We start from the raw sequence: 25,182 nt of genomic DNA, 5'->3' as shown, positions 1-25,182 counted from the left end.
ACGAGAATCCCTCTATGGAGTCAGGGGCGCCTGACTCCGATCAACCGGCTGCCGTCAGACGGCTCCAGCTTTCGGAAACAAATCCCCGACGCGAACTGCGAACCCCGGCAGCACCGGATCTCCGCTGAGCTGGTCGTTTTCTTCCAGCCGCTCCACAGGTCCGCCACGCCGATAAACCATCACGCTCCGCACGGGCGGATCCACCACCCAGACCATTGTCACGCCAGCCGTCAGATACTCCTGCACCTTATGCTGAACGTCGTAATACAAATCGTTCGGAGAAGCGACTTCCACGACCAGATCGGGAAAGATCCGGCAATGCCCCTCGCGGAACTGCTCGGCAGAGAGTCGCCCCTGACGAATGAAGCTCACGTCCGGCCGCCGCACGCGGTCCGCCTCTTCGCCAAAGCACTGGTACGAGGCGTCGCTGTTGAAGACATCCCCTTCGCCAGTGTTGTCGACGTAAGTCGAGAGAACCTTGCCAACTCGATTCGCTACCCACGCTGACTCCATGCTCATGGTGCGCTCCACAAGCTGGCCGTCGACCAGTTCGTACCGGTTCCCGTCGGGCAGTTGCAGCAACTGCTCGGGCGTGACGACAGTACTCGGGGAATCGACCGACATCGGTCCTAGCTCTCCGCTCGCGTGATCACCGGGAAGTTGTGCCGCTCGCCGCGACCCTTCAGCGGATAGTCCTTCCGCAACGGGTACGACGTGAATTCGTCGGGCATCAGGATCCGTCGCAGGTCCGGGTGGCCGGCGAACCGAATCCCGAACATGTCGTAAACTTCCCGTTCCAGCCAGTCCGCCGAGCCCCACAGCGGAACCAGCGTCGGCAGCTCGGGCTCAGGATCGTTCACGAAGGTTTTCAGGATCAGCCGCTCGCCGGTGGTCGTGTTCAGCACAACATAGACCACGCCGAATCGGTCGGTCGCGCCCTCGAAATTCAGATAGTCGACCGCGGTGACGTCCATCAGCGCGTCGAAGCCCAGCTCCCCCTTGAGGAACAGCATGACTTCGAGTAGCGCGGCATTCGACACCGTCGTCCGCACGTTGTCCCGGAACCGGCTGAAATTCAGACCGGCATCGGGAAACTTTTCGAGCAGGCGAGCCTGACTATCCATGAAACGATCCGTCGCAAAGGGCGGGACAACGACCTAGTTCAAACTGACAACCTGAAGCTGCTCGTTCGCTTCGCGAATCCGGATCAGCTCGTCCGGGTCGAACGGCGTCGGTCCCATTGCCTGCGTCCGCCCGGCGAACTCAGTCCCGAAAGCAGTTCCCGTATTCTTGACCTTCTGCTGCAGGGCCATGATCCCCGCAATCAGTTGTTCCGGACGGGGAGGGCAGCCGGGGACGTAGATGTCGACCGGAATGAACCGATCCACGCCCTGCACCACGGCGTACGTGTCGAACACGCCCCCCGTGCAGGCGCAGGCGCCCATCGAGATGCACCACTTCGGCTCGGGCATCTGCAGCCAGATCCGCTGCAGCACCGGCAGCATCTTCATCACCACCCGGCCGGCGACGATCATCAGATCGCACTGCCGCGGACTGAATCGCATGACTTCTGCGCCAAATCGCGCCAGGTCGTGGCGGGACGAGGCCGTCGCCATCAGCTCGATGCCGCAGCACGCGGTTGCGAAGGGCATCGGCCAGAGACTGCTGGTCCGGGCCCAGTTCGCCGCCGCGTCCAGCGTCGTCATGAACACGCCATCGGGAAGCTTGCCCGTGGTTTCTACCGCCATTTAAAGACCCCTTTTCGCCACGCGTAGACGTAGGCAATTGCCAGGGTGGCCATGAAGACCAGCATCACGCAGAACACCGTGGTCCGCAGTTCGACCGGCACGCCGGGGCCGTCGACATAGGCGCTGACCGCCCACGGATACAGGAAGAGGAGTTCCACGTCGAACACGAGGAACAGAATCGCGACCAGGTAGAATTTAATGTCGAACGGCTGACGGGCGTCGCCGACCGGGTCCATGCCCGACTCGTAGGGCATTTCCTTGACGGCGGTTTTCTTCCGGGGGCCGATCGTGTGCGTCAGAATCAGGATCGAAGCCGCAAAGCCGACCAGGATCCCGAAATAGAGCAGAATCGCGTCAAACGACTGCATAGTGCCCCAGCCGTAATTTCCGGAGGATTAACTCACGGCGGGATAAGGGTTTAATGCAATCCGGCTCTCCCGGATTTTCTTGCGCACGAACTCCCCGCCGTGCAAACGCATGCGCGGGGATTCTAGAACGGGGGGGGGCAAAGTTCAACACACGGCACGCCAGCCTCTGCCGCCTCACAAAGATTCAAGGCTTGGCAGGGGGAAACCGGCAGTTTTCGCAGCACGACGCAGAAAACTTGGATTTCCCAGGAGGGACACGTCGGACGCACAACCTATCGCTGCGTCCGGCGGAATCCGCTAGTTCCAGGCGGGATTGCCGGTCGCACGCGGCAGCAGCGGATGGGCCTCGGAGACCTTGCGGAGCATCACATCGTACAGTTCGTACGGATCTTCTTCAAAAATGAGATCCTGTGACGCTCGTGCGGTCAGCCAGTCGCCGCGAGCCAGTTCGCCTTCCAACTGATCCGGAGCCCAGCCGGCGCAGCCGGAAAAGACCCGGAATCGGACCACCGGATGATCATCCTGCGTCCGGTTGACCACTTCCTCGAAGGCTTCGGCACTGCATCCCAGGTACAATCCGTCCACCACTTCGAGTTGCCGTTCTTCGATGTCCGGCACGTCGTGGAGAATGATCAATCCCGCCGGCTCGACCGGTCCGCCGCAATACACCAGGTCGGTCGATTCCGGCAGGTGGAAATGCCCGGCGAGGGCATGCGTCACCAGAATCGACGAGGGACGGTTGATCACCACTCCCATCGCACCGTCGGAGCCGTGCTCCACTATCAGGACGACGGTCTTGTAGAAGTTGGGATCCCGCAGGTGTTTCGCTGATACCAGCACCTGTCCGCGCAGCGACTTCGCCATGATCGGTCCGGCAACTGAGTTGAGGGAGAGCCCCTGGCGACCGTCAAACCCGCGAATTGCAGGCATTTTGTCGGCCGCCGCCTGGAATCGGCGAACGGAATCAGCCCGAATTATACGAACGGAACGGGGGCAGGGAAGCGCCTTTGGGTGGCCGCTCCCGCATTTTCCACGGGCGAACCCGTATCCGCGGCGGACAAACCGCCTCGGCAAATCCTCCGGAATCCCCTTGCAGCCGGGATTTGATCCCCCGGACAATCGAAAATCGCGTCCTCCAGTTCCCCCGTGTCCCGAGACTGCATCGATGACCGTATTCCGCATCGTTTGCTCCGCGGTTTTGGTGCTGCTGAATCTGGCGGCGAATGGGGCCGATCGGCCGAGCCAGCCCAATATCGTCTTCATTCTGGCCGATGACCTCGGCTGGACCGATCTCGGCTGCTTCGGCAGCGGCTACTACCAGACGCCCCACATCGACCGGCTCGCCTCGCAAGGGCGGAAGTTTACCCACAGCTACACCGCCGGCCCCAACTGCCAGCCGACCCGGGCGGCGATCCTCTCCGGCCAGTACGGCCCGCGCACCGGGATCTATACCGTCGGAAACACGAATCGCTTCGACACTTCACGTCGGCCGCTGGTCCCGGTTCCCAACGTCGAACAGCTTGCACTGGAGCGGGTGACCATCGCCGAAGCCCTCAAGTCGGCGGGCTACGCGACCGGCATGTTCGGCAAGTGGCATCTGGGAGGGAACAATTTCCATCCTTCGAAACAGGGCTTCGACGAAGCCATCGTCAGTATGGGGAAACACTTCGATTTCAAAACGCAGCCGCCGCAGGACGTTGCTCCCGATACGTACCTGGCGGACTGGATCACGGATCGCTCGGTCGACTTCCTCCGGCGTCACAAGGATCACCCGTTCTTCCTGTATGTCCCCCACTTCGCCGTTCATTCGCCGTTCCAGGCGAAAGCCGACAAAATTGCTCAGTTCCAGGACCGGCCGGCCGGCGACGGGCACGATAACCCGACCTATGCCGGCATGATCGCCAGTCTCGACGACAGCGTCGGTCGGATCCTCGCGACGCTCGATGAACTGGATCTCTCCCGGAACACGCTGGTGATCTTTTCCAGCGACAACGGCGGCGTGGGGGGCTACGTCCGCGAGGGGATCAAGAAGGCGGGCGATGTCACCGACAATGCCCCGCTCCGGGGCGGCAAGGGGATGCTTTACGAAGGAGGCGTTCGGGTCCCGTTCATCTTCCGCTGGCCCGGCGTCATCACTCCCGGCTCAGTCAGCGAACAGCCGATCCATTCGGTCGACCTGTATCCAACATTCCTCGACGTCACCGGAGCAAAGGCTCCCGCCGATCATGTTCTCGACGGCGTCAGCGTTATGCCGTGCCTCAAGGGGGAACCGACGGCACAGCTCGACCGGCAGGATCTCTACTGGCACTTCCCCGGCTACCTCGGGGCCGGTCAGGACACCTGGCGCACGACTCCTGCCGGAGCCATCCGCAGCGGCGATTACAAGCTCCTTGAGTTTTTCGAAGACGGTCGCCTCGAACTCTACAACCTGAAGAGCGATCCCGGTCAGCACGAGAATCTGGCCACATCGCGGCCGGAAGTGACCAAGGAACTGCACGGGAAACTGGTCGCCTGGCGGGAAAGCATTCATGCCCCGATGCCGGAGAAACGCGACGGTACTCAGCCCGTGGATCCCCCGAAGCGCAAGGGGGCCGGAAAGAAGAAGGCGGCGAAGTGACTCTGCCTGAAAATCCGAGCCTGAGTGATTCCATGCCGTGGCAACAACGGACCCGCAAATTGGCGATCGCTCTGCTCGGATTCTGTCTGGTGCATGGATTCCTCAGAGTTGTCGGCTATGGCGTCTACAGCCTCTGGTACCGAAGCTGGATGGAATTCCTTCCCGCGGACAGCGGGTGGAGAACCGCGGGCTTCTGTCTCGAACTGGTCTCTCTCGCGGCCTGCTTCCTCCTGGCTGCCTTAGCCGCAATCCGCTGCTACCGCGAGACCGTGTGAAGCCGCCGCACGATCGAGGTTCTATCCAAACCGGTCGCCGGCGCGCTACAATTCCAAGAGGACAACTCGCGCTCTCAGCGACCCCAACCGTCAGCCTGCACCAGGAGATCCATCATGTCCGCCGCGACCGCTGCTCCCCCTCGAAAAGCCGCCGTTCCCAAGATCCGCCAGACGAAGCTCCTCATCGGCGGCGAATGGTGCGACGCCGCGAGCGGCAAGACGTTTGCCACGATGAACCCGGTCACTGAAGAGAAGATCGCCGACGTGGCCTATGCCGGCGAAGCCGACGTTGATCGGGCGGTGAAAGCCGCCCGCAAGGCGTTCGAGTCGGGCCCCTGGCACACCATGGATGCCCGCGATCGGGGCAGGCTGATGAATCGGCTGGCCGATCTCATCGAGCAGAACCAGGAAGAGCTTGCCGCGCTGGAGACGCTGGACAACGGGAAGCCCATCCGCGACAGCCGGGCGGCGGACATCCCGCTGGTCATCGACTGCCTCCGCTACTACGCCGGGTGGGCCGACAAGATCTCCGGCCAGACGATCCCGATTCGCGGCGACTACTTCTGCTATACCCGCCGGGAGCCGACCGGCGTCGCCGGGCAGATCATTCCCTGGAACTTTCCGGCTCTGATGACCGCCTGGAAGTGGGGGCCGGCCCTCGCCGCCGGCTGCACCATTGTCATGAAGCCGGCGGAGCAGACGCCGCTGTCGTGCCTGCGGCTGGGCGAACTGGCGATGGAAGCCGGCATCCCGGCGGGCGTGATCAACATTCTGCCGGGCTTCGGCGACACCGGGGCGGCGATCGTCAAGCATCGCGGCGTCGACAAGATCGCTTTCACCGGGTCGACTGAGACCGCTCAGTTCATCATGCGCGACGCTGCCCCTTCGCTGAAGCGGCTCACCTTTGAACTCGGGGGCAAGAGTCCGAACATTGTCTTCGCGGACTGCGATCTCGACGCGGCGGTGGCCGGTTCCGAGTTCGGGCTGTTCTTCAATCAGGGGCAGTGCTGCTGCGCGGGCAGCCGGGTTTTCGTGGAAGAGAAGATTCACGCGAAGTTCGTGGAGCAGATCGTTTCCCGCGCCCAGGCCCGCAAGCTGGGCGATCCGTTCGACAGCGAAACGACGCAGGGGCCGCAGGTCGACCGCGATCAGTTCGACAAGATCATGCGGTACATCGAGAGCGGCAAGAACGCCGGGGCCGAATGCCTCACCGGGGGCCAGCGCGTCGGCGACCGCGGCTTCTTCGTCGCCCCGACCGTTTTCGATCGCGTGACGGACGACATGGAGATCGCTCAGGACGAAATCTTCGGACCCGTGATGAGCATCCTGCCGTTCAAGAATCTCGACGAAGTCGTCCAGCGGGCCAACACGACCTGCTACGGTCTCGCCGCGGCGGTCTGGACGCGCGACGTCGCCAAGGCGCATCACATCGCCAACAGCGTCCGGGCCGGGACCGTCTGGATCAACTGCTACGACGTGTTCGACGCGGCGGCGCCGTTCGGCGGCTTCAAGATGAGCGGCATGGGCCGGGAGCTGGGCGAAGCGGCTCTGGCGAACTACACCGAGCTGAAGACGGTGACGATGAATCTGAAGTGAGCCGAGTGCTTAGAGCCAAGTGCGAAGAGACGGATGGAGTTGGATTTGGCGCCATGAGAAGCGGCCCCGCTCCCGGCAGACATACCGGGAGCGGGGCCGTTATTTTCGAGTGCCACTCGGCGACTACAGAATCCGCAGGCCCTTGGGGAGGGCTTCGCCGAAGACCAGGCCCTGTTCTTCTTCTTCCAGCGTGCCGACTTCGCGGACCAGCCGGCGCAGGTTCTTGGGCGCCTGCAGCCGTTCCATCCACTTCAGGACGCGTTCGCGGTGCGCGTCACTGATGTCGCGATAGCGGTCTCCCGTCAGGCGCGCGAGCTGCATCGCGGCGAAGGGTTCCATCGCATCGCCTCCTTCCAGCGTCATCAGCCGGTCCAGCCAGCGCTCGGCGACATTCGCGCCGAGGACGCTGTTGAGCGGCCCATAGACCGGCCGCCGCGCGCCGAGACGTCCGATCGCCCAGAGCGCCGCTCCGCGAATCGTCGCCCAGTGCGGACGATTCGCGGAGGTCATGAGCAGATCTCCCAGTTCTTCCTTGGTCGTTGCATTGAGCAGCTCGCAGGAGCCGACGAACCGCAGCATCTCGGCCAGTTCGTGCGTGCCGAAACCGGCCCCGCCGCGGTTCTTGCCGGCGGCGGGTTTCGTCGCCTGGCGGAGCGTTCCAATCAGCGGGCCGGCGAGCGCCTGCTGCTGCCCCGCCGTCAGCCCGCCGGCGATCCGCCGCCAGAGAATCCACCACTCGGCCCGGCACATCGGGTCGGCGTGGACCAGCTTGCCATTGAGCAGCCGCCAGGTTTCGCCGACGCGCCAGTCGTCCATGGCCAGGCCGTAGCCAGGGCGGAGCGCATACCCCAGCACATTCAGCCAGCGGGCTTCGTGGCGGGAGCTGATCCGGCGACCGGGTTCGAGTTCAAACAGCGTCTCCCAGAGCTCGCGCAGCAGCGACGTCGGCCATTCGTGACGCTCCAGTCCCAGCGCTTCGACCAGCCCTTTCATCAGTCCGGCCGGATCGAGCGGAGTTCTTCCCTCAAGCTGTTGAACCGGGGTGAATGTTTGTCGGAGGATTGTTTCCCCGGCCGTGCGGGACGATTCTTCCAGGAAGCCCTGGCCCTCGGCGGCGGATTCGTGGGCGGCGACCTCGGTCCGCGTGGCGGCCCGCACGTCGAACAGGAGCTTCCAGGTCCGCTTGCCGGCGACTTCGGAGCACCAGAGATCGAGCGTGCCGATCTCCGTCAGCCGGGCTTTGAGCGTGACCGCCACGGCTCCCGCCTCGGCGGATTTGCCGAGCTTCAGCACGGTGCGGATTGGCGGCAGTGCGGAGATCTGCTCGCGATCGACGGTGACGATGTCGCCCGGCTTGTCCGTGAGGCGGACGCTGGAAACGTAGAGCGGAAACTCGATCGGCTGTGAAACCAGCAACTGAAACTGCCGGCCCTCCAGATCGACTTCGGTATTCGGCTCGGCGCCGGCGGGCATCAGGCAGATTGCGGCGGACTGCTGATCGGCAGCTCCTTCGACGCCGATGTAATAGGTCCGGGCCAGTCCCGCCGCAATGCGGACTCCCAGTCCCCGCCGGACCATGCCGTAGTACGCAGCTCCCCGGGCGACCGCCAGGTCGAGCCGTTCATGATCGAGGACGATTGGCGACCAGCCGGGGTCCTGGGTCCGGAACCAGGAGCGGATGGCGTCGACGAGGCGCTCCTGCAGTTGGGGCGAGGTGAAGACGCCGCCGTTGAACAGGACGATATCGGGGCGGGCGGGATCGTGGCCGGCGGCTTCGCCCTCTTCCAGCGCGACGTGGCGATGAGCCGAGAGAAACGCCGCGAGATACCTGGTGATGGCGGCATCCGGGGCATACGGCAGTCCGAATTCCTGAAATCCCGACTGACCGGTCGCCGGTTTTGCATCGAGTCCGACGCGGGGAAAAAAGCCTTCGACGATCAGCTCTTCGACTTCCTGGCGGGTGACGGGAGACTGCAGACCGCCGCCAATCAGGCGCGAGCCCGCCCCGGGGAGCGACAGCGTCCATTGCTCGGGAGGGTGATCGCCGAGCAGGACCTCTTTGACCTGGCGGCAACTGCGGACGAGCATGCTCCACTGGCGGGGTTCGAGCTTGCCATCCCCTTTCAGTTTGCGTTCGAGGTGATGGGCGAGAGCCAGGTCGAAGTTATCGCCGCCGAGAATCAGGTGATCGCCGACTGCCACGCGATGAAACTGGACGGTTCCATCGCTCCCTTTGCGGACGCGGATCAGCGTGAAGTCAGTCGTGCCGCCGCCGACATCGCAGACCAGGATCTTCTGGCCCGGCGAAACCAGTTGCTCCCAGTCATCCGCGTGTTTGGCGATCCAGGCATAGAAGGCGGCCTGCGGTTCTTCGATGAGGGCCACCCGGCGAAGGCCGGCCTGCTGGGCGGCCCGAACGGTCAGCTCGCGGGCGACTTCGTCGAACGACGCCGGGAGCGTGAGGACGAAATCCTGTTCGGCGAGGGGGTGTTCGGGAAACGCCGCGTCCCAGGCCTCGCGGAAGTGCTGGAGATAGCGAGCGCTGACGGTGACGGGAGAGAGCCGGTCGACGTCGGGAGCGCCATGCCAGGGGAGGAGTTCGGCGGTCCGGTCGACGCCGGAGTGACAGAGCCAGCTCTTGGCGGAGTTGACCAGGCGGCCGGGTGAGAGGGTGCCGTGATCGCGGGCGAAGTGTCCTGCGGTCCAGGCCGGATCGGATTTCTGCCAGGGGAGTCGCAGGGCGTGTGGCGGGAATTCGCCGGCCGCCGGCTGGTAGTGGAACGACGGGAGGGTTTCGCGGGCTTCCCACTGTCCGGGGGCGATGGACTGGGGCGTCGCGAACGTCCGGATTTTCCAGGGAGATTCCGCGGTATCGACATATGCCAGGGCGGAATTGGTCGTGCCGAGGTCGAGGCCGACCACATAGCGGCTGGGAGACGGAGCGGAGTCTGAGGTCATGGCGGTTTCAGAAGGCGAATCCGGGGCATTGGTAAGTTGAGGGATTTTAGACGGTTGGCAGACCGTAGGGCAGGCTCCCGCCCAATCTCGTTCGGCACGCTTTTTGCGCAGGCCGATTGAGATTGTAGTCTTTCTCCCTGCGGAGGGAGTGGCGATGGCGGAGAAGGGGCTGACGGAGGAGGAGCGGCGGGAGCTGATTGGTCCTTTGGCCGGGACCGTCCTGCTGCGGCGCATCTTTCCGCTGCTGCAACGATTGGCTCCCTGCGGGACAGAACGCGACACCGCTCGCAACCGGCAGCTGTTCTACAGCCAGTATGCCGCGCTCCTCCTGATCGGCTTCTTCAACCCCGTTCTCAAGTCCGCCCGGGCGCTCGTCGCAGCCTCGGGACTGAAAAAGGTCCAACAGCTCGCCGGCGGGCAAAAGGTCTCGGCCGGGGCCTTCTCCGAGGCCTCGTCCGTCTTCGATCCCTCGCTCCTGGAAGGACTCGTTCACGAACTCCGCCGCCAGTTCGCCCGGCATCAGTTCCGCGTGAGCCGCAGCGGTCGGCTGGGACGCCTTCCCAACCCGATCGTCGAACGTCTCGTCGCCGTCGACGGGACCGTGCTGTCGGCCTTGCCGCAGATCGCCGCCCGGCTGGGACGCGGTTCTCAAGGCCAGTGGCGGCTGCACACCCAGCTTCGCATTCACGACCAGAGGGTCGTGGCCTCGACCCTCACCGAGGAGCCGGCCAAAGGGCCGCACTCCGAGCGCGCCGTCACGCTCCAGCAGATCCAGGCCCGCGAACCGCAACCCGCCGGTGCGCCGGGAGACCTTTATATTCTGGACCGGGGCTATCGCTCGGCCGTGGTGTTCAACGAACTGGTCGAAGCCCGCTGCGACTACGTCTGCCGGCTCAATCGCGGGGACGGTCGCGTGGTCGAGGGACCGGTCAACGACGCGAACGGTCATGCGGTTCAACTCCCCGCGCTCACCGAAGCCGATCGCGCCGCGGGGGTCGTGGCGGATGAACTGATCGCGCTGGGCGGCGGCAGCGGAGCCAGTCCCGCAAGAACCAATCACGTCGTGCGGCGGATCACCGTCGAGCCAGTGCCCGGTCGACCGAGTTCGGCAAGGCAGGGGCGGCTTCGCAGCGACCAGACCGGGCGGGAAGGCCTGATCCTGGCCACGACGCTGCTGGATCTCCCGGCCGAACAGGTGGTGCTAATCTATGAATGCCGGTGGCAGATCGAGCTGTTCTTCCGGTTTCTGAAGCAGGTGCTGGGCTGCCAGCAACTGCTCTCGGCGAAGACGCGGGGCGTGGAGATCCAGCTCTACTGTTCGCTGCTCGCCGGGCTGCTCCTGGCCCTGGCGACGGGAGGCAACCTGTCGCGTCGAGCGTATGAAATGGTCTGTCTCTACATGACCGGCTGGGCCGACGACGAAGAACTCCTCGCCGCCTTCCCCCAGCCGCCATAGATTATGCAAGCACCGTGCCGAACGAGATTGGGCTCCCGCCTGCCGAATTGCGGCATCCACGGCAAACCAGAGTGTCACGACGGGTGGCCCCGGTTGCCGTTCCGACGGCGACCGGGGTCGCAGAACGATAAGAGCCCGATCAGTCGCGGCCCTCAATTCGACCTTCCGCGGGGTGAACCGCAGCGCCTGGTTCGGCCCGCATACCAGTCGCGCTACCAGTTGAACCACACGACGAAACGAACGCGATCCGGCCCGAATTGCACCTCCAGAACGCGGGCGAGCGCAAAGGCCAGTTTCCACTGACTGTCTTCCGGCGGCACGGTGAGCTCGTATCCCCGGATCTCGCTCCAAATTGCGTAGGTGTAGCCGCCGAACTCACCAGAACCGTAAATTGCTTCGTGTGCCGCGATGCGATCAAGCTCTCGACGCACCTGCTCCGACGGATTCAGCGGCAGACCTCGGCTCGCCGCCAGAGCGTCCACCGACTCTTTGCCAGTCACGCACCACTTCGAAAGCCCGAAAAGGCGCTCGGTGTCCGCATCGGCGACGTCGATCAACGAACCCAAATCGACCACACCGAACCACGCATGTTCCCCGTCCGTGTCCGGCAACCTCGCGACTTCGATCCAACCTTCGAGCCAGAACGACATCGTTGCACCGCGCCCCCTGCCTTTTGCGGCTGAACTGATACTCGATCACTGTGGGGAGCGAGTCGGATTGTTACGCGGTCTCCGACTCCGGATGGAGACCACGCTGTGGCAATTCGGTTCCGTAGAAGTCGATTCGCAAATCAATACCCGCTGCGGCAAGGTCGCCCAGTAATTTACGGTCGAATTGATGCGCACAACAGCGGGAGCTGCCAACTCCGATGAAGACGCAAATACTGCCTCCAGTGTCGGCAATGTCCCGTAAATACTGAGCACTCGGCTTGAATTCGGCGATGACTCGACGGAGAAACGCCGTGATATCCTGTTGATCTTCAGTTCTAAGATCGCACCACCAGTAGTGGTCCGAATACACGCCAGGCAGAGCAGTTCCCTTCAGGGTTACACGTGGTTCGCCAGCCGCGTGAGCTTTGCGAGGCGTCAATCCCAGGCGCTTCGACATGTCTGCCAGTACGGTCGTAGGATGGTGGATATGAAGCGATGCAACGTATCCAAAGCTCAGCATCTCGGATTCGTATTCTGCCATGCAGCCAATACTCCATCGAGCGCGGGTGGCCCCGGTTGCCGTTCTGACGGCTACCGGGGTCGCAGTGCCACAGGAAGCCGATCAGTCGCGTTTCCCATTCCACTTCCCGCGGCTTCGCCGCTCCGGTCGCGAGAAGACTGGCAACCGGGGCCACTCGCGTCATGGCCTTGAATATACCATCAGCGAATGTGACACGGCGACGACGAAACTATGTCCCGTGTCGGAGAACCCGAAGGCCCGAATCTCGTAATCCTGCTCAATCTTGGCGCACCCATCGGCAAATCGCTCGATGAGAACGGAACGGCCCGGCGGCTGCACGATGACGGCTTGAAGTGGCCAGTCTGGCGCGACCATCTCCAAGCTCCAGCCATCCCGCGCCATTCGTGGCAGGCCGCCGCCGTGCAGACCGGCAAGGCGGATGAACTGCTGCGCGGCGGGTCCGATACCCAGCGCCAGTAATCCTGTCTCGTCATACCAGTCGTCGTCTTCCGGGAGTGTGCGATCGCGGGCCACTCGCTGCCCGCTGATGCAATCGAAAAGACCGCGACCGGTCGCCGTAATCGTCAGGAGCAAATCGGTGGCTGCCACGTATCCAATTTCAGTGAGACCGCCAACGGCGTGAATCGTCCGCCGCCACGGTGGAGGCACCGGCTCAATTTCGAGACGGCGTAATCTGTCATTGAGTTCGGACGCGTGACTCATGTCGAGCGTAATTGACACCAAACAGGGATCTGACCGTAGAAGTGCGGCAATAGTTCACCACATTTTGGCAGCGAGGCAAACCGTCGCGACGGCATCACCGACCAGCGAACAAGGCTACACCGCATCGGAAGCCGATGCCAGACCGTAGTTGTCCCGGCCTGTTCTTCGCCCCGTCGGGGCGCAGGAGTGTAGCCACGGGTGGAGCGTCGCGGCGGCTTTGCCGACCGACGCGCAACCCGTGGTTCTGCCCGTACGGAAATCCAGGGAGCCCCGGCGGGGTGAAGGAGTCTGTGCCGCGCGGTCCGACTCACAAGTGTGGCGTTCCGCCGCCCCTTCCGGGGCGGTGGCGCGTGGAGGATGCGTCGTCCCACGGGTTGCACTCCGTCCGCCTGACGGCGAACTCCGCTTCACCCGTGGCTACAGCCCGTCGCCCGCTTCGGGGCTCAAGACGCATGGTTTCAGTATGAATGCCGGGACTGCATTCAGCCCGTCGGGCTGACGAAATCCCCCGGCCCACTCACCTCGCCACTCTGCCGCCGCGCCTTCCGAATACTGATCGCCAGCCCCGCGCCGAACAGCAGCAGCCCGATCGCGAACGACTGCACTCCCGCCCAGCCGGTCGTCAGCCGGATCAGTTCCGTCAGGTCGTAGCCGCCGCGCAGGCAGCCGATGCCTCCCACAATTCCCGCGAACCAGCCGGCGGGGGCCGTCCACAGCCGCAGCGCAATCAAACCCGACAGCAGCGGCAAGCCCAGCAGCCCGGCGACTCGTTGCAGCGCACTGAGCTGCCAGTCGCCGCGATCGAGCTGCAGCGCCAGGGCCAGGCTGGCGACGAAGTAGACCTGCAGCAGCAGAAAGCCGAGCTGCCGCGTCCACGCGTCCCGGCCGGTGATGACAATCAGCGTCAGCAGCACCGCCAGCCCCGCGACGGACCCCTGCACGCGCAGCTCCAGCGGGAGCGGCAGCGCCGCCAGGCAGAGGGCCAGCGGAACCGCCGCCGCCATCCACCAGCGGCTGTCGCGGAAGCCGAGCGCCAGGCCGGCGGCGGCCACGGCCGCCAGCGCGGCCGGGACGAGTTGCGGCAGCACCAGCTCGCCCGGGTTGTGCGTCGCCGGTCCGACGAACACCAGGGCCAGCAGCGTCAGCCACAAAGGCGTGGCGGCTGCCGTCATCCCACGCGCCAGGGCCAGGGCGTAGACGCCGACAACCGCCACGCACGCGATCCACAACGGCGACCCCGCCGTCGCTTCGAACTGCTGCAGAAACAACTGCTGGGGAACATTCAATTGCTGCGGCAGGCACGACAGTCCGATCGCCGCCACCGGCAGACAGAGTCCCACGCCGCGGGTGATGAGATTTCCCGAAAGCCGCCCCGCTTCCAGCACCAGCACGGCGATGGCCAGCAGGGTCGGCGCGAGGAAGTACGGCGCATACGCGGACTGCAGCGTCATGGCGTCGGCGGTCGACAGCGACGTCGCCGGGTCGAAGGCGGAGCCGAGCGAGAAGCCGCGCAGGGCCAGGCCGACTCCCAGGAAGACGAAAATGGCCCACGGAAAGACGGGCCATTTCCAGGGGGTGCCGTGCCCGGCGATGTACGCCGATCCGCCGCGAACCGCCCGCCAGAGCAGGAGCCAGACGCCGGCCATTACCAGGTGAAAGCCGTAGACGCGGCCGACGACCAGGGCCGAGCTGGTCTGCGCCCCTTCGAGCACCCAGAGGGGATAGAGAAACAATAACGCCAGCATGGCGTGCAGGGGGCCGCGGAAACCCCAGCGCAGGCGGATGCCGATCAGCCGCAGGACGGCCTCGCACGTCAGCATCGAGAAGCCGCAGCCGATCAGCAGCAACGCCGTCCCGGTCTCCGGCTGTCGGATCAGCACGTCGTCGAATGTGAGCGCGAGTTCGGTGAGCAGCAGCAGGATCACGGCGAGGATCGACCGGGCGTCGTCCCAGACGCGACCCCAGCGGACGAGGAGCACGCCGGTGACTGCCATCAGGGCCACGTAGCCGCAGATCAGGCCCATCAGCGGCCAGGGGGAGAACTCGCCCCCCTGCTGCTGAAACCAGAACGCGGTGCCGTGCAGGACGAAGCAGACGCTGAGCAAATAGAACGGATTCTGCGTCATCACAAACCGCCAGATCGTCCGGGCGTGATCCGGCGCAGGCGGCAGCGACGAGGGGGCCCCATTCGACATGACGGAACTCCTGGTGGTCCGAAATCGAATCCCTCAGACACGGAAACACGATCTCCGGGCGCAGACGGTGGCGGCCGCGCTGGAGCAGGGTGTCCAGAGATTGAAACGCACGCGAACCGGCGGAATCGCCGAAGAGAACCGGCCTTTTTGCAGGAATCTGAAAAGACGAAGATTTCACGCAAAGACGCAAAGAGGAACGCAGAGACGCAAAGGAAGAGAGAGGAGAATGTCGAATGACGAAGGCGGAATGTCGAATGGAAGAAGTCGAGAGATGAGAGTCCAGAGTCGAGAGCCAGAATGAGGAAATCCGGATCTGGCGATCAGCGATTAGCCCTCTTCTCTGGCTACTCGCTACTCGCTATTCCCCATTCGCTACTCGCTCCTCCGGCAGAACCCGGACCCGGTGATTCTCGATCTCCAGGCGGCCGGCGGCGAAGAGCCGGATGGCTTCCGGGTAGGCGAGGCATTCCTCGGCGAAAACGCGGGCGGCGAGCGTCGCGGGGGTGTCGTCGTCGAGGACCGGGGCCGTCCGCTGGACGACGATCGGCCCGTGGTCGTATTCGTCGTCGACAAAGTGGACCGTGCAGCCGCTGACCTTCACGCCCCGTTCCAGCGCCGCCGCATGGACCTTCTCGCCGTGGTAGCCCTGGCCGCAGAAGGCGGGGATCAGGGACGGGTGAATGTTGAGCACGCGGTGCTGATAGTCGGGAGGGATCTGCAGCAGTGACAGGTATCCGCCGCAGATCACGAGATCGACCCGGGCGTCGCGACAGCGGGAAAAGACTTCCTGACTGAACTCGGCGAGCGACGCATAGTCCTTCCGGCGAATGACGGCGCAGGGAATCTTCGCGGCTGCCGCCTTCGCGATCCCGCCGCAGTCGCTACGGCTGGCAATGACGATGGGAATCTCGGCGGAGAGAGATCCCGCCTGGATCTGCTCGGCCAGATTGGCCAGCGTGGTCCCCCCGCCGGAGATGAGGACCGCCAGGCGGATGGGACGGTCGAGCGGCTGGGCAACGGGGCGGGCGGGTGGCATGGGAGGGTCGGGTATCGGGTATCGGGTATCGGGTATCGCAGAGCGATGGCCGATCTCTGGCTCTCAGCTCTGGGCTCTTGGCTCTCGACTACTCTACGAATCATTCGTCTCGACGAATGTTTCTTCTCGCATTTCCGTCGGGGGAAAGGCGTCGAAGTCTCGGCCGGCGTAGCGGGCGGCGATGGCGGCTCTCTGGGCTTTGCGGATCTGGACGCCGCGCCACCAGAAGACCCCCACCACCAAGGCGATGCCGACTGTCAGATAGACGTAAATCCGATTCGGGAGGGGTTGGAAGGCGTGGCTGGTTTTCGCCGGGATCCATTGGACTTCGCCGGCGAGGATCATGGGGGCTTTGCGGGTGGTGTCCTGGGCCTCGTAACCGTACATCTTGAAGAAGTAGCCGGTGACTTCGACCTCTTCGACGAGATTGCCGCCGATCGGCAGGCCCTCGGGTTTGCGCTGGAAGACGACGACGGCCGGATTGTTCTGCGAGTCCGCCGTGTAGAGCCAGCCTTCGTAGACCTCGCCGATCTTATTGTCGTTTGGACCCGGGTTGAATTTGACCAGGCGGCGCAAGTAGCCCTTCAGAGTGACCGGCCGGCCGCGATACAGATCGGGATTGAGAAACATGTCGATAAACGCTGGGAAGTCGCCGGCCGGACGCTTCTGATACTTGGGGACGTCGACGCGGCGTTGCTCGCGGAACTGGAGAGCGAATTCCTGCTGATGGGCCAGCGGAAGCTGCTTGGCGAGGCTGAGGATGCGGAAATAGGCGTTTCGATCCTCGAATTGCAGCCCGAGCTGGTTGTCCTGGATTTTCGTCAGGACCTCGGGATTAATCGACGCTCCGCCGTCGATGGAGATGGGGGCGGGCGGGGCATCGTCGTTTGGTCTGCTGGCGGGTCTTTCGGGCAGCCCGGGGGGGAGCGCCCGGCCCCGTTGCGAGGCGGGCAAGGGGAGCGACTTTGCGCCCGGTTTGGTCCCGAAGTCCGGCGGCGGAGCGCCAAAGGGGTCGTCGTCAGGAATGGTGTTCGCCGGGCTGCGGGGCGCCGGTTGTCCGGCGGGAGCCGCTTTCCTGGCGTCCAGGGCGGGGGGCGGGGCGCCGAACGGGTCATCCTCGGAGGGCGCGGACCGCTCCTGCCCGGTCGCGGAAGGGGCGCACGCGCACAGACAGCTCAGCAGCAGCATGCAGCGCAGTGTGACCATAGGGCGAGCCTCCTTCCTCGGGCAAGACGTGTGCGGCGGCATTCCCTTCCGCCGGCAGTCGGCCGATTGCGCTCATTCTGATTGTCCCGGCGGGCGATGTCGAGACCGGCGTCAAAATGGGGCGAGGCTCCATGCCTGCTGGACCGCTCCCGTGACTATACTCAGCCCCGAACCTCCGGTTGACGGCGGTGTCGCTGTCTGCGTGTGAGACTTCGTCCGGGCGGAAACTGGCATGCGATACGGACTGGAGCATCTGGCGGTCGGATTCGGGGCGATTTCCGGCGTGCTGGCCGCCCGCGGTCGGCAGATCGATCTGTTCGGGGTGCTGGTGCTGGCGTTCGTGACGGCGGCGGGGGGCGGGACGCTGCGCGATCTGGTGCTCGACCGACCGGTCTTCTGGCTGGAGGACAGCAGTTTCGTCGTCACGGCCCTGATCTGCGGCCTGACGACGTTCGCGGTGGCGCGGGTGCGCAGTCTGCCGCAGCGCTGGCTGCTGATCGCCGACGCCTTCAATCTGGCGTTCGTGACGATGCTGGGGACGGCGAAGTCGCTGAACCTGCAGGTCCATCCGATCAACGCCGTGCTGCTGGGCGTCGTCACCGGGGTCGCCGGGGGAATTATTCGCGACGTGCTCTGCAGCGAGGTCCCGCTGGTGTTCCGGCGGGAGATTTATCTGTACGCGACGGCCGCGGCCATCGGGGCGGTGGCGTTCTGTGGCCTGAGGTGGTCGGCCTGGTGGGTCGGCATGGACATGGTGCTGGGGGCGGCGGTCGTGATCTGCCTGCGGCTTGCCGCGATCCGCTGGCGACTGGCGCTGCCGCTGTTTGAGGCCGTGGATGAGGGGCAGGGGAGCGCCTGATCTCCGCCTCGGCGGCGTTTTCAGTCACTTGGCTCTCAGCACTCGGCCCTCGTCAAACGATCTGGTAAATCCGCAGAAAGTAGTGGATCGACAGCACCAGTCCGATGCCGATCACGGTCCGACGGACAAGGTTCTTGTCGAGTCGGCGGGCCACGCTGGCCCCGAGGAAGCCTCCGACGCTGGCGGCGACGATCATCGGGATCGCATAGTGCCAGTTGACCTTGCCGTTCCAGAGAAAGATCGCCACCGCGAGACCGTTCATCACCGACGCGAACAGCGTTTTGAGGGCGTTCATCTTGTGAATGTCGCCGACGCCCATCAGCGCGAGGGAAGACAGCATGAGAATCCCGATCCCCGCCCCGAAATAGCCGCCGTAAATGCCGACCAGGAACTGGAACGCCACGATCGTCCAGATCACCTGCGGCGACGGTTCCTCGTGACGTTGGCCGATCCCGGTTCTCCGGGCGATCCACGGCTGGAGCAGAAACAGCAGCGTGGCGGTCAGGATCAGCCAGGGAATGAGCAGCTTGAACCAGGTCGCGGGGAGCTGGACCACGAGCCAGGAACCGAGCAGGCCGCCGAGAATCGAAGGCCACAGCAGCCAGCGGATCCAGTGCGCCGTGCCGCGAAACTCCCGGCGATACCCCCACATCGAGGCCAGCGAGCCGGGGAAGAGGGCGGTGGTGCTGGTCGCATTCGCGACGACCGACGCCTCGGCCGATTCGCCGAGGGCCAGGATCAGCGCGGGGAACGTCAGCAGCGTTCCCCCTCCTGCGACGGCATTGACGACCCCCGCCGCCGCCGCCGCCAGGCAAAGCCAGATCAACCGATCGTCCATGAAAAGGCTTTCACGCAGGGGAAGAAGCGAATCGCGAGCAGGAGATCGCGAATCGCCAGTGAGGAGGGCTTATCGCTGATCGCGATTCGCTGATCGCCAGACAGTGATCTTCCATTCTGGCTCTCGACTCTGGACTCTCGTCTCTCGACTTCTTCAGGGCTTGACCGCGTAGACTTTCACGCTGGCGGCGTAGTCGTTGACGTCATAGCGGTCGAGCAGGTCCTTGAGCCGAGCGTGCAGCGACGGATCGGCGACGGGCGCCGGGCTGCAGCACCCGCCCCCCTCTTCCAGCACGGCCAGTCCGCCGCCGAGCTGGACCATCGCCGGCGAACAGCAGCCGGCCTGGTTTTCGACTTCGCCATACGCGTTGAGATCTGCTCCGGAATCCATGAGGTCGACGGCGGCGAACCCGGCGGCGGCCAGGCCGGTCCGATAGTCGTCGAAGGAGATCGCTCCCGCGATGCAGCCGACGAACGCCATGACGTCCGCGGCGAGGTCTTCCGGCAGGGGCTGCTTGAGGGCGATGTCGCTGACTGCCAGCCGGCCGCCCGGCTTGAGGACGCGGGCGATCTCGCGGAAGACGGCCGACTTGTCGGGCGCCAGATTGATGACGCAGTTGCTGATGACGCAGTCGACCGAGCCGTCCGGCAGCGGCAGAGCGTCGATCGTCGCCTGGTGGAATTCGCAATTGGTCAGCGGCGTCCCCCCCGGACCGGCTTTGGCGGCGTTCCGGCGGGCCCGGTCGAGCATCTCAGGAGTCATGTCGATGCCGATCGCCTTGCCGGACGCTCCGACCTGCCGGGCCGCCAGGAACACGTCGAGTCCTCCGCCGCAGCCCAAGTCGACGACGACCTCGCCCGGTCTGAGCGTGGCGAACGCGGTCGGGTTGCCGCAGGAGAGGCCCATGTTGGCATCCGCAGGAATGGCTGCGAGCTCGTCGGCGCTGTAACCGAACGCGCGGGCGACAGCGTGGACTCCCTGATGATCGCTCGAAAGATCACTGGCGGCGACGGCGCCGTAGTTGGACTGGATCGTCTGTTTCAGGGAGGCGGACATGGGAACTCACTTTCGGATGGTGATTCAGCCCGGAAGTCACTGACCGGCGAGCCGCCAGTGGCACACAGCGCTCGAAGATTCGCTCGCTTCTATTCGGTGGGAATGTAGTTGCGGAGGTACGTGTGGCTCTGGCGGAGGGATGCCAGGCGGGCTGCAAGCGGACCCTCGTAGGCGCGATCTTCGACCTCGACGCAGACAGGCCCCTGATAGCCGACGTCCGTCAGGGTCGAGAAGAACTGGCCCCAGTTGACGTCTCCCAGACCGGGGAGCTTCGGCGTATGGTACTGAGCCGGCATCGCCAGAATGCCGACGTCGTTGAGACGATCGCGATCGATGCGGACGTCCTTGGCGTGGACGTGAAACAATTTCTCGTGAAACTCGCGCAGCGGCTGGAGGTAGTCCATGTGCTGCCAGATCATGTGGGACGGGTCGTAGTTGAGTCCGAAGTTTGCGCTGGGAATGTCGGCGAACATCCGCCGCCAGATGGCGGGCGAAATCGCCAGGTTCTTCCCGCCGGGCCATTCGTCCTTGCTGAAGGACATGGGGCAGTTCTCGATGCCAATCCGGACGCCGTGGTCCTCGGCAAACTTGATCAACGGCCGCCAGATCTCCAGAAAGCGGGGCCAGTTGTCGTCGACGGACTTCGTCCAGTCCCGGCCGACGAACGTGTTGACGCGGTCGAGCCCGAGCAGCGGAGCGGCAGCGATGACCTTTTTGAGGTGAGCGACCGCGGCGGCGGATTCCTCGGCGACGGGGGTCAGGGGATTAGGATAGTAACCCAGCCCGCTGATCCGGACGCCAGTCTCGGCGAGCGTGGCCTGCACGTCGTCGGCGCGGGCCGGCGAAAAGTCGGTGACGTCGATGTGCGTGACGCCGGCGTAGCGGCGTTCGGCCTTGCTGACGGGCCAGCAGCAGACTTCGACGCAGTCAAAACCGATCGCGGCGGCGTTGCGTGCGACGTCGGCCAGGGAGAGTTCCGGGAGGATCGCGCTGACGAAGCCAAGCTGCATGGTGCGGGGCTCCTGGGAAGGTGAGGAAAGCGCCAAGCCTACGGGAAAGCGGCCGCGATTTCACGCAATGACAATGACGAAGATGTCTGTTGACAACGACATTGACGGTGGGGAAGAACGACGTATTCTCAGTAAGTCCCCTCCATGCGTGAATGTCAGCCGGTTCGTATCCTTCCGGAGGCAGCGATGCCGCAGATTATCAATTCCCGCTGCGTTCTCGCCGTGCGCGATCTGGCCGCCGCCACGCAGTTCTACATGGACGTGCTGGGCTTTCAGCGCGACTGCGGGGATGGGGTTGATGGCTGGAGCTTTCTGTCCCGGAACGGATTCCGGCTGATGCTGGGCGAGTGCCGGGACGCGACGCCTGCGGGCGAATTGGGCGATCACTCGTGGTTCGTGCATTTGATCGTCGACGACGTCGACCGGCTGCACGACGAAGTCGCCAGTCGGGGCGCAGAGATCCTGTCGCAGCCGCAAACCAGACCCTGGGGGCTCCGCGAGTTTGTCCTCCGGACGCCCGACGGACATCGCATCGTCTTCGGCGAGCCGGTGACCGCGAATGGGAACAAAGAGTGACTGCAGTCCGCCGACTGGGCCTCGAAGGCCGAGGGCGCCGCACGCTGTGCGTAGGCAACCCGGCTGCCGTCGGATGAAATTGCCGCTGAGTTGAGCACCAGAAACGGGAGAATCGCATGTCTGCCAAGGACGCTCACTCGGAATGGAAGTCCGTTTGCGATTCGCTGGCCCGCGGAAAGGCGGACAGCGAAGCGATCCTGAAAATCATTGGCCCCCATGTCCTCAAAATGGACGCCGATCGTCTGAGGGAAGCCCTTGGCCCCGATCTGTGGCTGTCCGGCAGGCTGACCATTCAGGACATCCTCCTCCCGGCCTCCAGTGGCCACTGGCCCGTCCGGGAACTCGACGAGTATCGCTGGGTCTGGTCCGAAACAATATCAGGCATTGTTCGTCATTGGGGATCTCCGCCCGACATCTGGTTTCCATTGTACGGTGCGGCAGTTCTCCTGCACTGCGAGACGACCCTGGGACTTCAAGCTCCGCTGGCTCCGCTGTGCGTTGCTATTGCCTGTGAAGCGGCACACGTGCTGCTGGATCGAGAAGTGACGACTGGATTGATCGAGCTTCTGGTCGGTGAAATGCGCACTCGCCTGGGAACGCATTCAGGGAATGATCCCAAAGAGTGGCTCACGCCGCTTGCGACCGGCATCGCCATGTTGCTCAGGGTCTGGGGGGCGCAACTCGTTCTCCAGGGGTCCGGTAATGAGTCAGAATTGTCGGCACCGTGGCTCTGGCATCCGTCGTTGACTTCCAATGCCTCGCGTCCAGTCTGGGAGAGCGTTCTGAAGCGGGACGAAGAGCTCTCGCAGTTGGTCATGGCATGGGCCGTAGAACGCACGGTCGATCAGGACATCGCAGCGCCCTCGCCGAACCGGTGAACGCGAGCGGAAATGCGTAGAGGCTGATGTCCATCGCGGCCCTCTTTCGCCACCGGCGCCCGCCGACGTACGCACTCGTCTCCCGATTGCCACCCGCACCGACAAGCCATTCCACCCGCTCTCGCTATAATCCCCGCGTGACGCTCCCGAGCCACCGACGGAGCCGCCTTCCGTACCTTCGTAAGAGATCCGTTTCGACATGGGTTATCGCAGCCTGCAGCAATGCGTCGCCGATCTGGAACTGTCCCGGCAACTGGTGCGGATCGATGCCGAGATCGATCCCCGGCTGGAAATGGCCGAGATTCAGCGCCGCGTCTACCAGGCGCAAGGGCCGGCGCTCCTCTTCACCCGGGTCAAAGGCTGCCGGTTTCCGATGCTCGGCAACCTGTTCGGCACGCTCGACCGGACGCGATTCCTGTTCCGGGACTCGCTGGAAGCCGTCCGGCATCTGGTGGAATTGAAGATTGATCCGAGTCAACTGGCCCGGCGTCCCTGGCGCTATCGCGACGTGCCGCAGACGCTCTGGACGATGTGGGTTCGCAAGGTTCGCAAGGGGCCGGTCTCGGAGTGTCAGACGACGCTCGATCAACTCCCGCCGCTGCAGAGCTGGCCCCGCGACGGCGGGCCGTTCATCACGCTGCCCCAGGTCTACACCGAACATCCCGATCAGCCGGGATTCGCAAAGTCGAACCTGGGGATGTATCGCGTCCAGATCTCGGGCAACGACTACCTCCCGAACCGCGAAGTCGGCCTGCACTACCAGATCCACCGCAGCATCGGCGTCCATCACGCAGCCGCCATCCGCCGGGGCGAAAAACTGAGGGTGAATATCTTCGTCGGCGGTCCCCCGGCGATGACCCTCTCCGCCGTCATGCCGTTACCGGAGGGCCTGTCCGAGCTGTTGTTTGCCGCGGCCCTGGGTCGACGAGGCATCCGGATGATCTGCGAGCCGGGCCGGCTACCGGTCTGGGCGGACGCTGACTTCTGCATCTCGGGCACGATCGATCCCCGGAGAACGAAACCTGAAGGACCGTTCGGCGATCATCTGGGGTACTACAGCCTGGCCCACGAGTTTCCGGTGCTGGAAGTCGACCGGGTTTGGCATCGCAAGGACGCCATCTGGCCGTTTACGGTCGTCGGACGGCCGCCGCAGGAAGACACGGCGTTCGGCGAGATCATTCACGAGATCACCGGACCGATCATTCCCACCGTGCTGGCGGGCGTGAAGGGAGTCCACGCCGTCGACGCCGCGGGGGTGCATCCCCTGCTGCTGGCGATCGGCAGCGAGCGGTACGTGCCGTACGCCGCCGAGCGCCGGCCGCAGGAACTGCTGACGATCGCCAACGCCATTCTGGGCCAGGGACAGCTCTCGCTGGCGAAGTACCTGTGGATCATCGCCCAGGAAGATGCGCCCGAGCTGGACATTCACCACATCGACGAATTCTTCCGCCACGTATTGGAACGGGTCGACTGGCAGCGGGACCTGCACTTCCAGACGCGGACGACGATCGACACGCTCGACTACTCCGGGAGCGGGTTCAACGAAGGCTCCAAGCTGGTGGTCGCGGCGGCGGGACCGAAGCGGCGCGAGCTGCCGACGGAAGTGACCGGCGACCTCCGCCTGCCGCCGGGCTTCCCGGGCGCGAAGTTGTGTCTGCCCGGCGTGCTGGCGGTGCAGGCGCCGCGATACGTACCGGACTCCAACGGCGTCGACCCTGCCGTCGAGTCGTTCTGCGGAGCGTTTCGCGCGGGCGATCCGCTCAATGCGTTTCCGCTGATCGTCCTTGTCGATGACTGCGAATTCACAGCGCGAACGCTGAATAACTGGCTGTGGGTGACGTTTACGCGTTCCAATCCTGCCGCAGACATCAGCGGCATTGAGGCGTCGACCGTACAGAAGCACTGGGGCTGCCGGGGATCGCTGGTGATTGATGCGCGGATCAAGCCGCACCACGCGCCGCCGCTGGTGGAGGATCCGGCGGTGGTTCGCCGGGTCGAAGAACTGGCCGGTCCAGGGGGGCCGCTGCACGGTCTCTTCTGACGGCATCGCGTGAAACGGTGGACGGCAATTGTCGTTTCACAGCCCCGCTTCGCCGAAGTGCCGCAAAGAAACTCGTCTCCCCGCAACCCGAGCGTTCGGCTAGAGTTCCGCGCGAAGGGCCGGCGGCTGCCGGTCGGGAGAACGAGACGATGAATGCAACCCACGGTCAACTTCGCCGATACGTCGCAGCGTTCTGCCTGACGGCGAGCTGCGCGACGATCCTGAGCGGCTGCGGCGGCGTACCGGTGCTGCCGTGGCTCGCCCACGAGGACACGTCGCAGAAGGTCGTTGCGGAACACCAGCAGAAGTTCCTGATCGACGGCGATCCGAAGTCGCTCGACTGGCTGCTGAGAAACAGCATCGAAAGCGGCATGACCGTGGAAGAAGTCAATTCGGCCCTCGGGGACGCCGGCGAAAAACTCGAACGGGACGGCCAGTACAAGAATACCGGCGGGCTCTATCAGCAGTCGGACAAGGGGTATCGCTGGGGCCCGGACCGCAAAGGACGCAGCGTCACGCTCTTCTTCCGCGAAGGGCGACTGGTCAACTTCAACCCGGACGACTTTGCCGAGTAGA

At 64.4% G+C, this 25,182-nt stretch carries 24 protein-coding genes; 9 read left to right on the top strand and 15 right to left on the bottom strand.

Going from position 1 to position 25,182, the window contains the following annotated elements; translation table 11 throughout:
* Nucleotides 1-54: 54 nt before the first annotated feature.
* From SH412_RS23225 to SH412_RS23205, 5 genes are all read right to left on the bottom strand, one after another.
* Entirely contained in the window at nucleotides 55-624 is a 570-nt protein-coding gene (locus SH412_RS23225; RefSeq protein WP_336520415.1) for a Uma2 family endonuclease, read from the bottom strand.
* Between the two features lie 5 nt (nucleotides 625-629).
* A complete protein-coding gene (locus SH412_RS23220) occupies nucleotides 630-1,124 on the bottom strand; it encodes an NADH-quinone oxidoreductase subunit C (protein ID WP_336520414.1) in 495 nt (164 codons plus the stop codon).
* Nucleotides 1,125-1,157: 33 nt separating this feature from the next.
* Nucleotides 1,158-1,748, bottom strand: coding sequence for an NADH-quinone oxidoreductase subunit B (locus tag SH412_RS23215; protein WP_336520413.1), 591 nt, complete (start codon nucleotides 1,746-1,748; stop codon nucleotides 1,158-1,160).
* A complete protein-coding gene (locus SH412_RS23210; RefSeq protein WP_336520412.1) occupies nucleotides 1,739-2,116 on the bottom strand; it encodes an NADH-quinone oxidoreductase subunit A in 378 nt (125 codons plus the stop codon). The genes SH412_RS23215 and SH412_RS23210 overlap by 10 nt, the downstream gene beginning before the upstream one ends.
* A 297-nt stretch (nucleotides 2,117-2,413) precedes the next feature.
* Nucleotides 2,414-3,046 carry a YqgE/AlgH family protein gene (locus tag SH412_RS23205; protein WP_336520411.1) on the bottom strand — a complete coding sequence of 211 codons (633 nt, stop codon included), beginning with the start codon at nucleotides 3,044-3,046 and terminating at the stop codon, nucleotides 2,414-2,416.
* Nucleotides 3,047-3,281: 235 nt separating this feature from the next.
* Here SH412_RS23205 and SH412_RS23200 point away from each other — a divergent pair, with 235 nt between their 5' ends.
* From SH412_RS23200 to SH412_RS23190, 3 genes are all read left to right on the top strand, one after another.
* Entirely contained in the window at nucleotides 3,282-4,733 is a 1,452-nt protein-coding gene (locus SH412_RS23200; RefSeq protein ID WP_336520410.1) for a sulfatase, read from the top strand.
* On the top strand, nucleotides 4,730-5,008 hold the full coding sequence (locus SH412_RS23195) for a hypothetical protein (RefSeq protein WP_336520409.1): 279 nt from the start codon (nucleotides 4,730-4,732) through the stop codon (nucleotides 5,006-5,008). The genes SH412_RS23200 and SH412_RS23195 overlap by 4 nt, the downstream gene beginning before the upstream one ends.
* Before the next feature lie 114 nt (nucleotides 5,009-5,122).
* Nucleotides 5,123-6,604: an aldehyde dehydrogenase family protein gene (locus tag SH412_RS23190; protein ID WP_336520408.1), complete on the top strand. Its 1,482-nt coding sequence runs from the start codon at nucleotides 5,123-5,125 to the stop codon at nucleotides 6,602-6,604.
* 123 nt (nucleotides 6,605-6,727) lie between these two features.
* On the opposite strand, the gene SH412_RS23185 is transcribed toward SH412_RS23190, so the two are convergent.
* A complete protein-coding gene (locus tag SH412_RS23185) occupies nucleotides 6,728-9,562 on the bottom strand; it encodes a hsp70 family protein (RefSeq protein WP_336520407.1) in 2,835 nt (944 codons plus the stop codon).
* Nucleotides 9,563-9,716: 154 nt separating this feature from the next.
* Here SH412_RS23185 and SH412_RS23180 point away from each other — a divergent pair, with 154 nt between their 5' ends.
* A complete protein-coding gene (locus SH412_RS23180) occupies nucleotides 9,717-11,018 on the top strand; it encodes an IS4 family transposase (RefSeq protein ID WP_419555790.1) in 1,302 nt (433 codons plus the stop codon).
* Nucleotides 11,019-11,230: 212 nt separating this feature from the next.
* Here SH412_RS23180 and SH412_RS23175 read toward each other — a convergent pair whose 3' ends face one another.
* The 6 genes from SH412_RS23175 to SH412_RS23150 all read right to left on the bottom strand — a co-directional run bounded on the left by SH412_RS23175 (nucleotide 11,231) and on the right by SH412_RS23150 (nucleotide 17,348).
* Nucleotides 11,231-11,668, bottom strand: coding sequence for a hypothetical protein (locus tag SH412_RS23175; protein WP_336520406.1), 438 nt, complete (start codon nucleotides 11,666-11,668; stop codon nucleotides 11,231-11,233).
* A gap of 70 nt (nucleotides 11,669-11,738) precedes the next feature.
* Nucleotides 11,739-12,209, bottom strand: a complete 471-nt coding sequence (locus tag SH412_RS23170) for a DUF4279 domain-containing protein (RefSeq protein ID WP_336520405.1) — start codon at nucleotides 12,207-12,209, stop codon at nucleotides 11,739-11,741.
* A gap of 159 nt (nucleotides 12,210-12,368) precedes the next feature.
* Nucleotides 12,369-12,797 carry a hypothetical protein gene (locus SH412_RS23165; protein ID WP_336520404.1) on the bottom strand — a complete coding sequence of 143 codons (429 nt, stop codon included), beginning with the start codon at nucleotides 12,795-12,797 and terminating at the stop codon, nucleotides 12,369-12,371.
* A gap of 596 nt (nucleotides 12,798-13,393) precedes the next feature.
* Nucleotides 13,394-15,106 (bottom strand): hypothetical protein, encoded by a 1,713-nt coding sequence (locus SH412_RS23160; RefSeq protein WP_336520403.1) that lies wholly within the window; start codon nucleotides 15,104-15,106, stop codon nucleotides 13,394-13,396.
* Nucleotides 15,107-15,464: 358 nt separating this feature from the next.
* The gene (gene purN, locus SH412_RS23155; protein ID WP_336520402.1) at nucleotides 15,465-16,142 is read right to left on the bottom strand and encodes a phosphoribosylglycinamide formyltransferase; all 678 of its coding nucleotides are present in this window, start codon (nucleotides 16,140-16,142) and stop codon (nucleotides 15,465-15,467) included.
* Between the two features lie 93 nt (nucleotides 16,143-16,235).
* Nucleotides 16,236-17,348 (bottom strand): hypothetical protein, encoded by a 1,113-nt coding sequence (locus tag SH412_RS23150; RefSeq protein ID WP_336520401.1) that lies wholly within the window; start codon nucleotides 17,346-17,348, stop codon nucleotides 16,236-16,238.
* Between the two features lie 232 nt (nucleotides 17,349-17,580).
* On the opposite strand from SH412_RS23150, the gene SH412_RS23145 reads away from it, so the two are divergent.
* Complete coding sequence (locus SH412_RS23145; RefSeq protein ID WP_336520400.1) at nucleotides 17,581-18,207, top strand: trimeric intracellular cation channel family protein; 627 nt, start codon at nucleotides 17,581-17,583, stop codon at nucleotides 18,205-18,207.
* Between the two features lie 52 nt (nucleotides 18,208-18,259).
* Here SH412_RS23145 and SH412_RS23140 read toward each other — a convergent pair whose 3' ends face one another.
* The 3 genes from SH412_RS23140 to SH412_RS23130 all read right to left on the bottom strand — a co-directional run bounded on the left by SH412_RS23140 (nucleotide 18,260) and on the right by SH412_RS23130 (nucleotide 21,111).
* Entirely contained in the window at nucleotides 18,260-19,045 is a 786-nt protein-coding gene (locus SH412_RS23140) for a sulfite exporter TauE/SafE family protein (RefSeq protein WP_336520399.1), read from the bottom strand.
* A 153-nt stretch (nucleotides 19,046-19,198) separates the two neighbouring features.
* Entirely contained in the window at nucleotides 19,199-20,101 is a 903-nt protein-coding gene (gene arsM, locus SH412_RS23135) for an arsenite methyltransferase (protein ID WP_336520398.1), read from the bottom strand.
* Nucleotides 20,102-20,190: 89 nt separating this feature from the next.
* Complete coding sequence (locus tag SH412_RS23130) at nucleotides 20,191-21,111, bottom strand: sugar phosphate isomerase/epimerase family protein (protein ID WP_336520397.1); 921 nt, start codon at nucleotides 21,109-21,111, stop codon at nucleotides 20,191-20,193.
* Between the two features lie 186 nt (nucleotides 21,112-21,297).
* Between SH412_RS23130 and SH412_RS23125 the strand changes: the two genes are divergently transcribed.
* The 4 genes from SH412_RS23125 to SH412_RS23110 all read left to right on the top strand — a co-directional run bounded on the left by SH412_RS23125 (nucleotide 21,298) and on the right by SH412_RS23110 (nucleotide 25,181).
* Nucleotides 21,298-21,687, top strand: coding sequence for a VOC family protein (locus tag SH412_RS23125; RefSeq protein WP_336520396.1), 390 nt, complete (start codon nucleotides 21,298-21,300; stop codon nucleotides 21,685-21,687).
* Nucleotides 21,688-21,914: 227 nt separating this feature from the next.
* Nucleotides 21,915-22,565: a hypothetical protein gene (locus tag SH412_RS23120; protein WP_336520395.1), complete on the top strand. Its 651-nt coding sequence runs from the start codon at nucleotides 21,915-21,917 to the stop codon at nucleotides 22,563-22,565.
* Nucleotides 22,566-22,764: 199 nt separating this feature from the next.
* Nucleotides 22,765-24,606 carry a UbiD family decarboxylase gene (locus SH412_RS23115; protein WP_336520394.1) on the top strand — a complete coding sequence of 614 codons (1,842 nt, stop codon included), beginning with the start codon at nucleotides 22,765-22,767 and terminating at the stop codon, nucleotides 24,604-24,606.
* Between the two features lie 149 nt (nucleotides 24,607-24,755).
* Nucleotides 24,756-25,181 (top strand): hypothetical protein, encoded by a 426-nt coding sequence (locus SH412_RS23110; protein ID WP_336520393.1) that lies wholly within the window; start codon nucleotides 24,756-24,758, stop codon nucleotides 25,179-25,181.
* Nucleotide 25,182 lies beyond the last annotated feature (1 nt).

Origin of the sequence: Planctellipticum variicoloris (assembly GCF_030622045.1) — a bacterium.
In the GTDB taxonomy this organism is placed as follows: domain Bacteria; phylum Planctomycetota; class Planctomycetia; order Planctomycetales; family Planctomycetaceae; genus Planctellipticum; species Planctellipticum variicoloris.
The sequence above is the reverse complement of the archived record's forward strand: the minus strand, read 5'-3'. Positions and strand labels throughout refer to the sequence as shown.

What these genes read in the sequence shown, in the direction of transcription:
- SH412_RS23225 (WP_336520415.1), bottom strand. Translation starts at nt 624, where the DNA reads ATGTCGGTCGATTCCCCGAGTACTGTCGTCACGCCCGAGCAGTTGCTG.
- SH412_RS23220 (WP_336520414.1), bottom strand. Translation starts at nt 1,124, where the DNA reads ATGGATAGTCAGGCTCGCCTGCTCGAAAAGTTTCCCGATGCCGGTCTG.
- SH412_RS23215 (WP_336520413.1), bottom strand. Translation starts at nt 1,748, where the DNA reads ATGGCGGTAGAAACCACGGGCAAGCTTCCCGATGGCGTGTTCATGACG.
- SH412_RS23210 (WP_336520412.1), bottom strand. Translation starts at nt 2,116, where the DNA reads ATGCAGTCGTTTGACGCGATTCTGCTCTATTTCGGGATCCTGGTCGGC.
- SH412_RS23205 (WP_336520411.1), bottom strand. Translation starts at nt 3,046, where the DNA reads ATGCCTGCAATTCGCGGGTTTGACGGTCGCCAGGGGCTCTCCCTCAAC.
- SH412_RS23200 (WP_336520410.1), top strand. Translation starts at nt 3,282, where the DNA reads ATGACCGTATTCCGCATCGTTTGCTCCGCGGTTTTGGTGCTGCTGAAT.
- SH412_RS23190 (WP_336520408.1), top strand. Translation starts at nt 5,123, where the DNA reads ATGTCCGCCGCGACCGCTGCTCCCCCTCGAAAAGCCGCCGTTCCCAAG.
- SH412_RS23185 (WP_336520407.1), bottom strand. Translation starts at nt 9,562, where the DNA reads ATGACCTCAGACTCCGCTCCGTCTCCCAGCCGCTATGTGGTCGGCCTC.
- SH412_RS23180 (WP_419555790.1), top strand. Translation starts at nt 9,717, where the DNA reads ATGGCGGAGAAGGGGCTGACGGAGGAGGAGCGGCGGGAGCTGATTGGT.
- SH412_RS23175 (WP_336520406.1), bottom strand. Translation starts at nt 11,668, where the DNA reads ATGTCGTTCTGGCTCGAAGGTTGGATCGAAGTCGCGAGGTTGCCGGAC.
- SH412_RS23170 (WP_336520405.1), bottom strand. Translation starts at nt 12,209, where the DNA reads ATGGCAGAATACGAATCCGAGATGCTGAGCTTTGGATACGTTGCATCG.
- SH412_RS23160 (WP_336520403.1), bottom strand. Translation starts at nt 15,106, where the DNA reads ATGTCGAATGGGGCCCCCTCGTCGCTGCCGCCTGCGCCGGATCACGCC.
- purN (WP_336520402.1), bottom strand. Translation starts at nt 16,142, where the DNA reads ATGCCACCCGCCCGCCCCGTTGCCCAGCCGCTCGACCGTCCCATCCGC.
- SH412_RS23150 (WP_336520401.1), bottom strand. Translation starts at nt 17,348, where the DNA reads ATGGTCACACTGCGCTGCATGCTGCTGCTGAGCTGTCTGTGCGCGTGC.
- SH412_RS23145 (WP_336520400.1), top strand. Translation starts at nt 17,581, where the DNA reads ATGCGATACGGACTGGAGCATCTGGCGGTCGGATTCGGGGCGATTTCC.
- SH412_RS23140 (WP_336520399.1), bottom strand. Translation starts at nt 19,045, where the DNA reads ATGGACGATCGGTTGATCTGGCTTTGCCTGGCGGCGGCGGCGGCGGGG.
- arsM (WP_336520398.1), bottom strand. Translation starts at nt 20,101, where the DNA reads ATGTCCGCCTCCCTGAAACAGACGATCCAGTCCAACTACGGCGCCGTC.
- SH412_RS23130 (WP_336520397.1), bottom strand. Translation starts at nt 21,111, where the DNA reads ATGCAGCTTGGCTTCGTCAGCGCGATCCTCCCGGAACTCTCCCTGGCC.
- SH412_RS23125 (WP_336520396.1), top strand. Translation starts at nt 21,298, where the DNA reads ATGCCGCAGATTATCAATTCCCGCTGCGTTCTCGCCGTGCGCGATCTG.
- SH412_RS23120 (WP_336520395.1), top strand. Translation starts at nt 21,915, where the DNA reads ATGGACGCCGATCGTCTGAGGGAAGCCCTTGGCCCCGATCTGTGGCTG.
- SH412_RS23115 (WP_336520394.1), top strand. Translation starts at nt 22,765, where the DNA reads ATGGGTTATCGCAGCCTGCAGCAATGCGTCGCCGATCTGGAACTGTCC.
- SH412_RS23110 (WP_336520393.1), top strand. Translation starts at nt 24,756, where the DNA reads ATGAATGCAACCCACGGTCAACTTCGCCGATACGTCGCAGCGTTCTGC.